Consider the following 14,474-nt stretch of genomic DNA (forward strand, 5'->3'; position numbering starts at 1 on the left):
AGGTTAATACTCGATGGTCATTTTCTCAGCTACAGCCATGTTGTTCTATAGTATTGCTTTGGTTCTCGTCGCAAGCCGACTTTTTCATGTTGATGGACCAAACAGAAAATTAATTGCAGTCTTTGCCGCGCTCGGCGTGGTGTTTCATGCTGCGGCATTGTCACAAGCTATCATCACAGGTGATGGACAAAACTTTAGCTTAACCAACGTGATTTCGATGGTTAACTGGATTATCACGTTCAGTTTCACCATTTTACTTTTTAGACTCAAAGTCATTGTTGTTTTACCGGTTGTCTTTGCCTGTTCAGTAATATCAGTGGCCTTGCTTTGGCTAGTACCGCCTGAGTACATCATCCATTTTGAAGTTCACCCGGATGTTTTAGTGCATGTTGTCTTGTCGCTTATGGCCTACAGTGCCCTGATGATTGCAGCCCTGTACGCGATTCAGCTGGCAATCATTCAAAACCGCCTAAAGAGTAAGAAATTAATAATGACTTCGGCAATGCCACCGCTAATGACAGTAGAGAAGCAGCTGTATCACTTAGTGATTGTAGGGGTGATTTTATTAAGTCTGTCACTTGCTACAGGCTTTATCTTCCTCGACGACATGTTTGAAGAAGGTAAAGGTCATAAGGCTGTACTTTCTATCATGGCTTGGTGTGTGTATATCGCCATGTTAGCCCAGCAGTACTGGGTAGGTTGCCGCATTAGAACCGCTGTTGCTTACACTTTGACAGGTGCGGTCTTGCTGTCACTGGCCTACTTTGGTGCTCGTATTGTAAAAGAACTCATTCTCAGCTAATGCCACCACTTTCGTCATTTAGCCCATCTTCAAATGATGGGCTAAACTTGACACCCCTTTGAAAGTTCTGTAATTACTAATTTTTATAGCACTTTATTCAATGTTTATTCGCCTCTATCTTTAAAACAACAGCGGAGCTCCAAAGTTTGGACGATATATCCACTGGCGCACTTTTATCTATTTTGTTCGTCTTGATTCTACTCTCAGCCTATTTCTCAGGCTCAGAAACCGCCATGATGTCGCTCAATCGCTATCGCTTACGCCACCTGGCTAACAGTGGTCATAAAGGTGCCATTCGCGCCATAAAGATGCTTGAACGTCCTGATAGGCTCATTGGCTTAATTCTTATCGGTAATAACTTAGTTAATATTTTGGCCTCAGCCATCGCAACCATTATTGGTATGCGCTTATTTGGTGACATGGGGGTCGCCATTGCCACAGGTGTATTAACGTTAGTCGTGTTAGTCTTTGCTGAAGTCACCCCAAAAACCGTTGCGGCTCTTCACCCTGAACGTATCGCATTCCCCTCTAGCTATATCCTTCGCGTGCTATTAGTCATATTGTCGCCCTTCGTTAAAGTTGTAAATTTCATTACCTCAAGCTTCTTACGTTTACTCGGGATCCGATCTGTTAAAGCCGATGATGCTTTGAGCCAAGAAGAACTGCGTACAGTTGTGAATGAGGCGGGCGCCTTAATCCCTCGGCGTCACCAAGAGATGTTATTGTCGATTATGGATCTAGAAAACGTCACTGTAGATGACATCATGATCCCGCGTTCAGACTTATACGCTATCAACATTAATGATGATTTTAAGAGCATTAACAAACAAGTTATTCAAAGCCCGCACACCCGTGTTTTACTCTATCGAGACACCGTTGATGATGCCGTTGGTTTTGTGCATTTACGCGATGCACTTCGTCTGCAATCTAAGGGACAATTTAGTAAATCATCATTACTTCGAGCAGTAAAGGAGCTGTATTTCATTCCTGAAGCCACACCTCTTAACGTGCAATTGTCTAATTTTCAGCACAATAAAGAACGTATTGGCCTTGTGGTCGACGAATACGGCGATATTCAGGGCTTAGTGACATTGGAAGATATTTTAGAAGAGATTGTAGGAGACTTTACCACCTCAATGGTGACCACTGCGAGTGAGGATATCACCCAACAGCAAGATGGTAGTTATCTGATTGAAGCGAGTATCAACATCCGCGACTTAAACAAAGAGATGGCTTGGCACTTTCCGATTGATGGACCTAAAACCATTAACGGCCTAGTCCTTGAATATCTCGAAGAGATCCCTGAACCAAACACATCAATGCGTTTGTACGGTTACCCGCTAGAGGTCATTGATGTTGCAGACAACATGATAAAAACAGTCAGAGTGTTGCCGCAGCATTATCAGTCACCTAAAAAAGATAAATAATCGTTTATCCTGATTAACATAAAAAAGGCGCTGTTAGCGCCTTTTTTATGGGTGAGCGACTCAATCAAACAAGTTAATTAAGTCGTTTTTTTAGCTGCTTCTATCGCTCTACGTTTATCTCTGGCCATAGGCGTAATCTCTGCTAACAAGCTCTTTTCCATACCCAGCATAAAATAAATCTCTGCCATTAAGAAAAAAGGTCCAATGAGCAGTTGATTAAGATCATCTACAAATGCAGGTTTGGCTTTTTCATAGTGGTGGCCAATAAACTGAATGACCCAGCCAACAAAAAATACAGCAACAGCAATCCAAAATGCACCAGGCATTTGCGCCACCAGACTTGAAGTGTAAAGCACTGGAATAATAAACAGGGCTAAGCCAATCGCTAATCTAAAGTGCAAAAACACGTAATAGATGAGTACCCCAACAGCAAAAATAGTCGCAATATTAAAGCTGATCACCGGGTCATTAAACACCGCAAAGTTTAGCGGGATCAAATTGAGTAATAAAAACAATGACCAGATAATCAGTGGGATCCCAATAAAGTGGGTCTTAATGTTTTTCGGGTTTAAATGCACACTCTTATAGGTCGATAACTGCTCTTCGGCGGATTTCATCTGTTCTTCTCCATATAGGCTTGCCAGTATAAAAACTTGGCTGAACCTTAGTTTCTAACGTAACGATTGTATTTGGTTCAACTTGTTACGAGTCTCGCAAATATCGCGATAACCTCTTCTCAGGCTCAGTCCCGTTAACCGCCAACAAATTTAACTAAATATTAACCTAATGGATCTTGTCACATTTTAATAGCGTAAAAGTTCAAAAGAGCTTTTTATGGTTGGCTGACTCTCCAATAAAGCAGCTTATGCTAAGTCGCCGCCCTCAGCAGAGGATAGAGTTCATCTAGCAGCTAGTCCGTCGTTGAATAGGTCACCCATTTAGCAGAGTCATCATCATAGTAGCTTTCCTGTGTGACCTTACCTTTGCCATCAAGCTTTTTAATCACCACCGCCAGGCCATTCTCATCATAGATTTTAATCTGTTTATCTGTCACCACACCGTTGACATAGGTACGCTTGAATATTAACTGACCATTACAGTGATATTTAGCAAACTCGCCATCTTCTACGCCCATATTGTAATGCTCGCGAGAATCAACCCGACCATTTTCACCACAAAAGGTTAACTGCACCCCATGGCGAGTACTTAACGGGTTATAACCATAATGCTCCTCTGAGCGCCGCTTGCCATCTGAGCCATAGGTTTCTAATATCCCGCTGTTACTTGCTCTGTCATAGTTAAATTTACTTCTTAAACGGCCACTACGATAGTAAGTTTTCTCATTAAGTTTTTTATAATCTGCATAAATGAATTCACTATCGCTCTCAAGTTGTCCGCCAGCATAATAGTCCTTGTGACGCTGGCGCTTTTCACCATCAACAAAATAATACAGGCGCCATTCTCGGCCTTTTTCATAACTGATACTCTCGACTTCTTTGTCGCCTTCAAATCGCTTATAGCTGAGGATTACGCCCTGCTCATTATAAAGCCAGTGCTCCGTTTTTACGCCTGCTTGGTAAAGCCTCACCCATTGCGGCTTTCCTGTAGTCGAAAAGTGGTAACTAATCTGTTTGCCATCTAACTTACCTGCCTTATACCAAGCGGTTTCATTGAGTTGGTTGTTTAACGTCGAGAAGCTATAGCCGTGCTCGAGTCCATCTTGATACTGAGTCACTCTATAAAACGCCTTGCCATAAGCATAATTGGTCGCTATGCCAGTAAACAGCTTGCCTCGATAAGACTCAGGGCAATCACTTTGATATTGCGCGCTGCAGCGAGTTTGCTCTAAATCGTCCTCACTAACCGGAAGCTGTATATCATTGCCGCATGCCGATAGTAACCACACACTTATCAGCAGCATTAATAGGGACGTTATTCGCTTTAATCTTTGGGTATACAGCATAATCATTACTCAATGTGGTTAGAGGTATTTGGCTGGCAAGCCTAATACACAAAATAAAACACGTTGATAAAACATCAACTTAAACAGCTGCACAATACACAGAGTTAACTGGGTTCTCAAACTGCCTTGGCAATTACGCTGACTTTATTGGCAGTTTCGCAACTCAAATCACTATATTCTGTCAAAGTTAGCCAAAACACCCATCCTCAGGCCGCTCCAAGGCAATGATTAACGCTAGTTAATTTCACTTCCACAATTAAAAGCGTATAGTTTTTAAGTACTCCAATCAGTTCCGCTACACTCTTTATTATGGAACTATCTTATTATAGAACCATCACAGCAAACCATATCTGATGAGGAAAACTCAATGACACAGCTCTGTTCACTCGCACAATCAGGCGTTTTATCTAATCCAACATCTCATGTGGAATACCTCACTTTCTGCCTAAAAGATCACTCAGACCTTGCAAAGCAAATAGGCGATGGTATCGCTGCGATAAATGGCATTGAGAAGTCGATTAATCAAAAAGACTTAACTGCAGGGTTAAACATATCCATTGGTTTTTCCGCAAATGCTTGGCCACAACTATTTCCAGATCAACCTATGCCTGCAGAGCTACATCAGTTTCCAGCCATGAGTAACGGCGAACGGCAGTTCCCCTCAACCTCTGGTGATATTTTTGTGATGATTAAGTCAGAGCGAATCGACTTGAACTTTCAGGCAGCGAAATACATCCGCAATGGTTTTGAGGACATTGCAACACTGAGCGAAGATATTCAAGGTTATAAGTATCTAGATAATCGCGACATGATTGACTTTGTTGATGGCACAGAAAACCCTACGGGTAATGAGCGCGTAGAGTCAGTATTAGTTGCTGCTGACATTGCATTGCACCAAGGCGGCAGTTACTTGCACGTACAGCGCTATATTGACCGCCAAGCAGATTGGGATAAGCAGTCAACAGAATACCAAGAACAGGTTGTTGGCCGTACCAAGATGGATAACGTTGAGCTAAGTGATGAAGCAAAACCTGCTTGGGCGCATAATGCTAAGAGTAAAGTTGAGATTGATGGTGAAGAAATTAAAATGCTTAGACAAAACCGTCCATACGGCAATGCGATGGAGCACGGTACTATGTTTGTTGGCTTTGCCGCCACACCGTCTATTATTGAAACCTCTCTAAGCCAGATGATCCATGCCGACGAGAATGGCCACTATGACCGCCTACTCGACTTTGTAGAAGCCAAAACAGGGTGTTTATTCTTTATGCCATCTAAGGCTTTTTTAGATCAATTTGACGACGAATAAATACTTCACTACTCACCCTGACGTTACGTTGAACGTTAGGGTGAGTTGATTCTTTTTATCACCGTTTTTAAACAAGCCGCTTGAGTCTTAATCAATAAAAGCGTTACTATCCGCGCCCAAACTTTTCCTTTAGCAATTTATTGATTGAGAAAGATGAACTTCTCCTCACCTTTACTGACTATTAAGCCTATCAGCAGTGACAACCTGCCAGTATTACTTACACTACAACTCAAAAGCAATCAATTGGGGTTTATAGAGTCCATTCCTCACTGCCTACAAGAGGCTAAAGAAGACTCTCGTTATACTCCCGTTGCGCTGTGTTGTGATCAACAAGTGGTAGGATTTGCTATGTATGGCTTGTTTCATGAGTCCAAAATGCAGCGAGTCTGGTTCGATCGATTTCTAATCGCTCAAGACTACCAAGGTCGAGGTTTAGGCGAAGCCTTTGCTCAATTGCTGTTAGCGTTTCTATTTAGCCACTTTCAATGCCAGCAAATTTTCTTAAGCGTTTACCCTAATAACCATGGGGCTATCGCTTTATATCGTAAGCTAGGTTTCGAGTTTACCGGCGAGCAGGACATCAATGGTGAGCATGTAATGCTTCTAAATTCATTACAAACTCAAGATCAAGATTCTAAGATCACCGTGGCAGTAGCATAGTGCACCTCATCAGCGATAGAGATGTGTGCATGCTTGCCACCCAATAAAGCTAACCTTTGTGCAGCTCCGTCACTAAAAGCGATAAGTGGTGCGCCATTTTCATTATTGCTGATCTCAATATGCTGAAACGACACCCCGCGGCCAATGCCGGTGCCAAGCGCCTTAGCTGCAGCTTCTTTAGCGGCAAAACGCTTAGCCAGATATCGCCCAGGATGGGATGATGCAATAAAGAGCGTAAACTCGGCTTCCGTTAACACTCGCTTGGCCAAACGACAAGTTAATAACGCGGCATCGCCAGCAGCAGGAATACGCTCCTCAATCCGAGCAATCTCCACAATATCAGTGCCTAAACCTACAATCATAACCTTTACCTATTTAAACGGAGCCAATGTTTTCAGAGCGAATAGCGCTTCTGAATAAACAAAAGCCGAGAACGCATGTCTCGGCTTTAATAAACAGTATTGGACTGCAGCTTATTCGCCGCGACGTCCTTCAAGCATAAGTTGCTTCATATCACGTACGGCTGTAGCTAAACCATCAATGGCTGCACGAGCAATAATCGCGTGACCAATATTTAGTTCGTAGAGCTCAGGGATTGCCGCAATCGCTTTTACATTATGATAATGTAAGCCGTGGCCAGCATTAACAACCAAGCCCTTTCCATGAGCATACGTCGCCATTTCGGTAATACGTTGTAGCTCAGCCGCTTGCTCTATATCGTTTTTGGCATCGGCGTAACAACCGGTGTGAATTTCAATCACAGGTGCGCCTACCGTAACAGCGGCATCAATTTGAGTTTTATCAGCATCAATAAACAAAGATACTTTAATCCCCTCTTGAGTCAGTCGCGCTACCGCAGCTACAATTTTATCTTGCTGGCCTGCAACATCAAGCCCGCCTTCGGTAGTTAACTCTTCACGTTTTTCCGGTACTAAACACACATAAGCAGGCTTAATATCGCAGGCGATATCGAGCATCTCTTGTGTCACCGCCATCTCAAAATTCATACGCGTCTTTAAGGTTTTCGCCAATGTATAAACATCGCGGTCGATGATATGACGACGATCTTCACGCAGGTGAATAGTGATACCTTCTGCGCCAGCATGTTCAGCGACGGCTGCAGCATGAACTGGATCTGGATAGTTTGTACCGCGTGCTTGACGTAAAGTCGCAATATGATCGATGTTAACGCCCAATAAGATCCGGCCCATGATTGTTCCTTAAATAATAAGCTGAAATGAAAGCAGATATTGTACTAATAGGGTGACGGTTTAGCCAGTCCATGGGTAAGAACGGTATTGAATTTATCTTATCTTGTTCTCAGTCTAATCTTATTCTAAGTCTTGTCTTGCTTAATAAACAAGCTTCTCGAGTACAGTGGTTTATCGCCAAGTATTGGCGCGAGCAACTGCCGCATCAATTTTTTTGCCTCGCCATAGTGCTCAGCCGTTAATGTCTGCTGATTTAACGCCACTAACATTTCACCGGTAAAAAACTTATGCTGATTAAACGCTGTGGCAATCACAGGTGTAAAACCATGCGCCTGCTCTAATCGATAAAAGCCACTGGCAGTGATTGGCGCATCACTGGGATCGAAATCCAGTGATGGCATAGTGCCGAGTTCTTTTAAGAGTGCATGTTCGAAATACCGAAGCAAACTTTGATCAAATCGAGTCGCCATACCGATTAAGGTGCGATGGTAATCATAAAACAAGTTCTCAGCGTTATGCTGCCCGCTTAAGCAACGGATCAGTAGTTCATTTAGATACAGCCCCGAATATAGACAATCACCCGTTAGTGGCACAGCCGGGCTTGCAGCTTCTACTTGCTTTAAGTTCTTAAGTTCTGACTTTCCTTGTAACTGAAAAATCAACGGTTGAAAAGGCTGCAAAATACTGCGAATCGAGTTCTTAGCACTACCGAGTCGCGCCACAGCATCGACACGGCCTTTACCGTCAACCAGTAAGTTAACGATGACGCTGGAGTCACGAAAATGTCTGCTGTGAAGAACGTAGCCACGCTCCATGATTATCTCATTCCAATAAGTGAATAAACCAAGACAGTTACTAACATCATAAAGCCAAACCTTGTCGTGACCAAAACTAGTTAACTAGAAAGCTGCGCGATTAAACTGACAGAGCAGAATATAAAAATGCCTCTTCTTATTGCTAAAAAGAGGCACTTTCTCAAATCTAAGTATCGATATAAAGACTGAAAATTCAGCCCCGATCGTAAACTTACGCTTTACTCGTCGCCGTAACCTAAGCTACGCAGTGCACGCTCGTCATCAGCCCAACCAGATTTGACTTTCACCCACATCTCTAAGAAAACCTTGTTATCGAACAAGACTTCCATATCAACACGTGCTGCAGAGCTGATCTTCTTGATACGCTCACCTTTGTTACCGATGACCATGCGCTTTTGCGTTTCACGCTCAACAAGTACCAAGGCATTAATCTGATAGACACCGTTTTCCATCATCTTAAACTGCTCGATTTCTACCGTACAATCATATGGCAGCTCATCACCTAAGAAGCGCATTAACTTCTCACGAACAATTTCAGATGCCATAAACTTTTGCGAACGGTCAGTCACATAATCTTCAGGGAAGTAATGTGCCGATTCTGGCAGTGATGCCACAGACATATCGAGAATACGCTGTACGTTAGTGCCCTGCGTTGCAGAGATCGGCAAGATCTCATCAAAAGGAAACTTCTTCGATAATTCTTCAAGATATGGGAATAACGCTTCTTTATCTTTAATATTATCGACTTTGTTGATTGCTAGAATCGTTTTACGGCCATCATCACGGCTCTGAAGCTTACGCAGCACCATTTCATCATCTGGCGTCCAGTTCATACCGTCAACAACAAATACCACTAGAGCGACTTCTGCCAGTGAACTTGCCGCAGCGCGGTTCATCAAACGGTTAATCGCACGCTTCTCTTCCATATGAAGACCCGGCGTATCAATAAACACCACCTGCCGCGGACCATCGGTATGAATACCCATGATACGGTGACGAGTTGTTTGTGGCTTCTTAGAGGTAATACTGATCTTCTGGCCCAACAACTTGTTGAGTAGCGTTGACTTACCCACGTTTGGACGACCAACGATAGCGACCATGCCACAATAAGTCACAGCATACTTAACTGCTGATGACGGATTGTTCATATTAGCCAGTAATTCGTCTAAGCTTGGCTCGTGGCTTTCAGGTAAATCTTTGTTGTCACTCATTTCTTCATTAACTCCAACACTTGAGCAGCAGCACTTTGTTCGGCTTTTCTGCGTGAACTGGCTACTCCAACAGCAACTTGGCTCAAGTCTTCAACAATACATTCAACGGTGAAAGTCTGCTCATGAGCATCACCTTCAGTATGGACCACTTTATAAATTGGTAGTGGTTTTCTAAACTTCTGCAAATGCTCTTGCAACAAAGTTTTGGGATCTTTTTGGTTTACAGGCTCAATCACCATTAAACGTGATTCATACCACTTAAGCACTAATGAGCGACACTTCTCAATTTCTGAATCAAGATAAATCGCGCCAATAATGGCCTCCACCGCATCAGCAAGAATAGACTCACGTCTAAATCCGCCACTTTTAAGCTCACCAGGTCCAAGCTTGAGGTAATCGCCAAGCTTAAACTCAATCGCAATTTCGGCCAGCATCTTACCGCAAACCAGTGTGGCACGCATACGGCTTAAGTCGCCCTCTGTCGCTGTTGGAAATTGATGATATAAAGCATCAGAAATGACGATTGAAAGAATTGAGTCCCCTAAGAACTCTAATCTCTCGTTATGCTTATTAGACGCACTACGATGCGTTAACGCCTGGTCTAATAATGCTTTTTCGTTGAACTCATACCCTAAGGTACGGCACAAACGTGGAATATTTTTAATCGGTTCCATATTACTCAATTCCGCCTACACGGTTAAAGCGAACCCCAGTTGGGATCCAGGTCGGCAAAAAGTCCGCTGGTGCTCTGTCAAATTCAAAGCTTATCCAAATAGCGACAGCTTTACCCACTAAGTTCTGTTCAGGAACAAAGCCCCAAAAACGGCTATCCGTACTATTGTCGCGGTTATCACCCATTACAAAGTATTGGCCTTCTGGCACCACAAACTCTGTTAATGGCACGTTTTGCTGACGGAAGTAATGGCTAATTCTATCGGGTATAGATGGGTTGATAAGAATGTCATGACTAATATCACCCAACTGCTCTTTGTAACGAATTAACGGTGTACCATTTTGAGAAAACTCGCCACGATTTACCAAGGCTCTATCAACCATCTTAAGCTCAGGACAAGGACTTTGCCCCTCTGCACACGCTGGCTGGATATAAAGCTCTTTATTTCTGTAAATGATACGGTCCCCCGGCAAACCGATAATACGTTTGATGTAATCGATTTGTGGATTCACCGGATATTTAAATACTGCAACATCACCGCGCTCAGGCTTGCCAGTTTCTTTTAGCGTTGTACGCCATACAGGATCTTTAATCCCGTAACTAAACTTCTCAACCAAGATAAAATCACCAACCAGTAGAGTTGGCATCATAGAGCCCGATGGGATCTGAAAGGGTTCGTATATAAAAGAGCGTAAGATCAATACAAACGCGATAACAGGGAAGATAGACTTCGATGTTTCAACTAGTGCAGATTCGCGCATGATCTTATCAACACTTTCTTCACTCAAGTCAGCTTGTGCAGCTTGAGCCATTGCCAACTTTTCACGGCGCTTAGGCGCAAAAAATAGGGCATCAGCCATCCACACTAAGCCACTGCTTAATGTCACTAACACCAATATAAGAGAAAAATAGGCTGCCATTATTAATTAACTCCTGCCGAACATAGTCAGTTTTATGGCAAAAATGCCATTGTCATTAAGGTTATACGCCAGTAATGAAAGCGCCGCAAATTGCGGCGCTCAGTCTAGCGATATATTAACAATTCTTAACGAATTAGTTTAATCGTTAAGCTTCAGTACCGCTAAGAATGCCTCTTGTGGCACTTCAACGTTACCAACTTGCTTCATACGCTTCTTACCTTCTTTCTGCTTGTTCAGTAGTTTCTTCTTACGAGATACGTCACCACCGTAACATTTAGCCGTTACATCTTTACGCATAGCCTTAATCGATGAACGAGCGATGATCTGGCTACCAACAGCCGCTTGAACCGCAATATCAAACATCTGACGAGGAATAAGCTCTTTCATCTTATTCACAAGGGCGAGACCCTTAGAGCGGATCAATCCTTTATGAATGATCATCGCTAACGCATCGACTCTGTCACCGTTAATCAAGATATCTAGACGTACCATGTCAGCAGGCTCAAAGCGGATAAAGTTATACTCAAGCGATGCGTAGCCACGACTGGTTGATTTTAGACGGTCAAAGAAGTCCATTACCACTTCAGCCATTGGCAATTCGTAGGTCAAAGCCACTTGGTTACCGTGGTAAACCAGGTTAGTTTGTACGCCACGTTTTTCAATACATAAGGTAATAACGTTACCTAAATACTCTTTAGGTACCAGAATGTTAGTTTCAACAATCGGCTCACGCATTTCGGCGATGTTATTTATCGCTGGCAGATCAGATGGGTTATCGACATAAATAGTCTCACCATTGGTCTGAACAATTTCATACACTACTGTTGGTGCTGTAGTGATAAGCTCTAGGTTATATTCACGCTCTAGACGCTCTTGAATGATCTCCATATGGAGCAGACCCAAGAAGCCAATACGGAAACCAAAACCTAGTGCAGATGAGGTTTCTGGCTCAAAAAATAGAGATGCATCATTAAGGCTTAACTTGTTCAGCGCGTCACGGAAGTTCTCGTAATCGTCGGTAGAGATAGGGAACAAACCAGCATAAACTTGCGGTTTAACCTTTTTAAATCCCGCTAGTGCTGTTTCTGCGCCGTGCTTAGAGTGAGTCAAGGTATCACCAACGGGGGCACCATGGATCTCTTTAATACCTGCGATAACGAAACCTACTTCACCGGTTTTTAGCTCAGTAGTATCAGTTTGCTTAGGTGTAAAAATACCGACACGATCAGCATTATAGTTCTGCCCTGTAGACATCACTTTAAACTTATCGCCCTTCTTTAATACGCCATTTTTAATACGTACTAAAGACACGACGCCTAAGTAACTATCAAACCAAGAGTCGATAATCAGCGCCTGAAGTGGTCCTTCTGGATCGCCTTGTGGTGGTGGGATCTGCGCCACAATCACTTCTAGAACGTCTTTAATGCCGATACCGGTTTTAGCAGAGCAACGCACAGCGTCTGTCGCTTCAATACCGACGATATCTTCAATTTCTTCAGCGACACGGTCTGGATCAGCCTGCGGTAGATCGATCTTGTTCAGAACAGGAACTACGTCCATATCCATCTCAAGAGCGGTATAACAGTTTGCTAGGGTTTGTGCCTCAACGCCTTGACCCGCGTCAACCACTAATAATGCGCCTTCACATGCTGCAAGCGAACGTGATACTTCATACGAGAAGTCAACGTGGCCTGGCGTATCAATGAAGTTTAACTGGTAAGTTGCACCATCATTGGCTAAATAATCCAAAGTGACACTTTGGGCTTTGATGGTAATGCCGCGCTCACGCTCAATGTCCATCGAGTCGAGAACCTGTGACGCCATTTCACGATCAGTTAAGCCACCGCATTCTTGAATAAGGCGATCTGAGAGTGTTGATTTGCCGTGGTCAATATGGGCAATAATTGAAAAGTTTCTAATATGCTTCATTATGCTGGGATGACTTAACTCGAAGTTGATAAAAATTTTAAAGTGCAGAATTGTACCCGATCGCAGCTTTAATACCAATTTTTATAGTGTGATTACTGAGGAAAATAACTAATGGACTGTAATATGGTGTAGTTAATTAGTTATCTCGATTGGCTTGCCTAAGGACTTGATGATAACAGGCTGCGCCTGTGCTTCTAATCTCTTGGCCGCTTTTTTGCCGATGGCCCAGAAACAGAAGCTACCGCCTAGCGCTCCCGATATCGATAACAGATCGGAAGCACCGCCCAATAATGAGCCGATTTGGTTTGCGCCAAAGGCACCAATAAATAAACCGATTAGCGGTAAAATATAGACTAGCGTTGCCGCTTTTAAGATCACACTTTCTGGTAAACCCAGTTTTAAGCGCTCACCTTTAATAAACTGCTTATCACTTTGAATTGAAAAGCGTTGTACTTTAGGAGCAAAAGCTTTTGACACAGCAGAAGTGCCACAGGAATCGCCACTCTCGCAGTGATTACAGGCACTTTTCATTTCAACTTCTACAACGACCCAACCAGAGTTGCCATTGGCGACAACTCTAGCGACTTCTTCCATCATGATAACACCTTCATTATTGCAACATGATGCTTTTAGCAATTCGGCTTAACGTTTCAGCGGGGACTTTACCGACAGCGACCACCTCAGCATTACCGACTCGCTCGGTAGCTAGAGATAGGCCATTACGGGTAACTAACTCTTCAGGTAGTGGTGCTTCACCGGCCTTAGCCACATAAACAGATATATTGGCTAATCCATCACTAATGGCAATGTATTCTACCGCTTCTTTGCTACCGATTAACCTATGCTGATCTTTGACTAACACTTTAAAACCTGCAGGTAGCCAACTAAATTGCCAATTCTCACCACCCTCTCGGTCTGATTGAGACATTACGGCTGGCCACTCTTGCTTATAGGCTTCTTTTAAAATAGCAGGGACTTCATCAAGCACTAGCAACTCAACAACTAACAGCTGCTCCAGTAGTTGTTTGTCGCCGCTTATCATATCGAAACGCAGCGGCAAATAGGTATCCATATCTAACCAGATCTGGTATCCATAGCGATTGTTATCGTTAGGGATAATGCGCACAAGTTGTCCTGGCCGACCCGCTATTCGGCTTCGTCCGCCTAAGACAAATTGATAACCGGCTTCAAGCTTAGAGACGTCGTCGGCAAACGCGCTAGGTATAACCCCTTGAATTCGAGATGCATACACGCTGTAAGCAGGTTGGTCATGCTCGATAAAAGTGACAGTATTTCCCACTCGCACAGCATTTTTAGGCGGTCCGTTTAGATGCTCTAAAAAAGCCACTTCTTCGTCATTAACTTTACCGTGTACATAAACCAGCGGGCGGATATGATCAGCTTGAAGTTGGATAAGAGATATTTTAAATTCTTGTTCTCGCAGGGCTTGGCTCATATTTTCTAGCCAAGCTTTGGCGGGCATATCTTCCCGCGCCATCGCGGGAAAACTCATGGCTAAAATAGCCAATAGGATTAGACGCAAGCTAACTCCTC

Annotated in this window: 15 protein-coding genes; 4 read left to right on the plus strand and 11 right to left on the minus strand. The window is 43.4% G+C overall.

Features of this window, described 5'->3' with window-relative positions:
* Positions 1 to 13 precede the first annotated feature (13 nt).
* Together ACVBIU_RS10640 and ACVBIU_RS10645 are read left to right on the plus strand one after the other, a co-directional pair.
* Positions 14 to 802: a cytochrome C assembly family protein gene (locus ACVBIU_RS10640; protein WP_447160426.1), complete on the plus strand. Its 789-nt coding sequence runs from the start codon at positions 14 to 16 to the stop codon at positions 800 to 802.
* Positions 803 to 948: 146 nt separating this feature from the next.
* On the plus strand, positions 949 to 2,229 hold the full coding sequence (locus ACVBIU_RS10645) for an HlyC/CorC family transporter (RefSeq protein WP_447160425.1): 1,281 nt from the start codon (positions 949 to 951) through the stop codon (positions 2,227 to 2,229).
* A 77-nt stretch (positions 2,230 to 2,306) separates the two neighbouring features.
* Here ACVBIU_RS10645 and ACVBIU_RS10650 read toward each other — a convergent pair whose 3' ends face one another.
* A complete protein-coding gene (locus tag ACVBIU_RS10650; RefSeq protein WP_447163719.1) occupies positions 2,307 to 2,846 on the minus strand; it encodes an Mpo1 family 2-hydroxy fatty acid dioxygenase in 540 nt (179 codons plus the stop codon).
* 293 nt (positions 2,847 to 3,139) lie between these two features.
* On the minus strand, positions 3,140 to 4,150 hold the full coding sequence (locus ACVBIU_RS10655) for a toxin-antitoxin system YwqK family antitoxin (protein WP_447163720.1): 1,011 nt from the start codon (positions 4,148 to 4,150) through the stop codon (positions 3,140 to 3,142).
* Between the two features lie 409 nt (positions 4,151 to 4,559).
* On the opposite strand from ACVBIU_RS10655, the gene ACVBIU_RS10660 reads away from it, so the two are divergent.
* Together ACVBIU_RS10660 and ACVBIU_RS10665 are read left to right on the plus strand one after the other, a co-directional pair.
* Positions 4,560 to 5,501, plus strand: a complete 942-nt coding sequence (locus ACVBIU_RS10660; protein ID WP_447163721.1) for a Dyp-type peroxidase — start codon at positions 4,560 to 4,562, stop codon at positions 5,499 to 5,501.
* A gap of 153 nt (positions 5,502 to 5,654) precedes the next feature.
* The gene (locus ACVBIU_RS10665; protein WP_447160421.1) at positions 5,655 to 6,161 is read left to right on the plus strand and encodes a GNAT family N-acetyltransferase; all 507 of its coding nucleotides are present in this window, start codon (positions 5,655 to 5,657) and stop codon (positions 6,159 to 6,161) included.
* Here ACVBIU_RS10665 and acpS read toward each other — a convergent pair.
* The 9 genes from acpS to ACVBIU_RS10710 form a co-directional block, all read right to left on the minus strand.
* Positions 6,128 to 6,523 (minus strand): holo-ACP synthase, encoded by a 396-nt coding sequence (gene acpS / locus ACVBIU_RS10670; RefSeq protein ID WP_447160420.1) that lies wholly within the window; start codon positions 6,521 to 6,523, stop codon positions 6,128 to 6,130. The genes ACVBIU_RS10665 and acpS overlap by 34 nt on opposite strands.
* Positions 6,524 to 6,634: 111 nt before the next feature.
* A complete protein-coding gene (gene pdxJ, locus ACVBIU_RS10675) occupies positions 6,635 to 7,372 on the minus strand; it encodes a pyridoxine 5'-phosphate synthase (protein WP_447163722.1) in 738 nt (245 codons plus the stop codon).
* 125 nt (positions 7,373 to 7,497) lie between these two features.
* The gene (gene recO / locus ACVBIU_RS10680) at positions 7,498 to 8,187 is read right to left on the minus strand and encodes a DNA repair protein RecO (protein ID WP_447160418.1); all 690 of its coding nucleotides are present in this window, start codon (positions 8,185 to 8,187) and stop codon (positions 7,498 to 7,500) included.
* Between the two features lie 218 nt (positions 8,188 to 8,405).
* On the minus strand, positions 8,406 to 9,398 hold the full coding sequence (gene era, locus ACVBIU_RS10685; RefSeq protein WP_447160417.1) for a GTPase Era: 993 nt from the start codon (positions 9,396 to 9,398) through the stop codon (positions 8,406 to 8,408).
* Positions 9,395 to 10,072: a ribonuclease III gene (gene rnc, locus ACVBIU_RS10690; protein WP_447160416.1), complete on the minus strand. Its 678-nt coding sequence runs from the start codon at positions 10,070 to 10,072 to the stop codon at positions 9,395 to 9,397. Before rnc ends, era begins: the two co-directional genes overlap by 4 nt.
* A gap of 1 nt (position 10,073) precedes the next feature.
* The gene (lepB, locus tag ACVBIU_RS10695) at positions 10,074 to 10,991 is read right to left on the minus strand and encodes a signal peptidase I (protein ID WP_447160415.1); all 918 of its coding nucleotides are present in this window, start codon (positions 10,989 to 10,991) and stop codon (positions 10,074 to 10,076) included.
* Between the two features lie 138 nt (positions 10,992 to 11,129).
* On the minus strand, positions 11,130 to 12,920 hold the full coding sequence (gene lepA, locus ACVBIU_RS10700) for a translation elongation factor 4 (RefSeq protein WP_447163723.1): 1,791 nt from the start codon (positions 12,918 to 12,920) through the stop codon (positions 11,130 to 11,132).
* Positions 12,921 to 13,052: 132 nt separating this feature from the next.
* The gene (locus ACVBIU_RS10705) at positions 13,053 to 13,517 is read right to left on the minus strand and encodes a SoxR reducing system RseC family protein (RefSeq protein ID WP_447160413.1); all 465 of its coding nucleotides are present in this window, start codon (positions 13,515 to 13,517) and stop codon (positions 13,053 to 13,055) included.
* Positions 13,518 to 13,530: 13 nt separating this feature from the next.
* The gene (locus ACVBIU_RS10710; protein WP_447160412.1) at positions 13,531 to 14,463 is read right to left on the minus strand and encodes a MucB/RseB C-terminal domain-containing protein; all 933 of its coding nucleotides are present in this window, start codon (positions 14,461 to 14,463) and stop codon (positions 13,531 to 13,533) included.
* Positions 14,464 to 14,474 lie beyond the last annotated feature (11 nt).

The sequence above is a fragment of the Shewanella sp. 30m-14 genome (assembly GCF_052977125.1).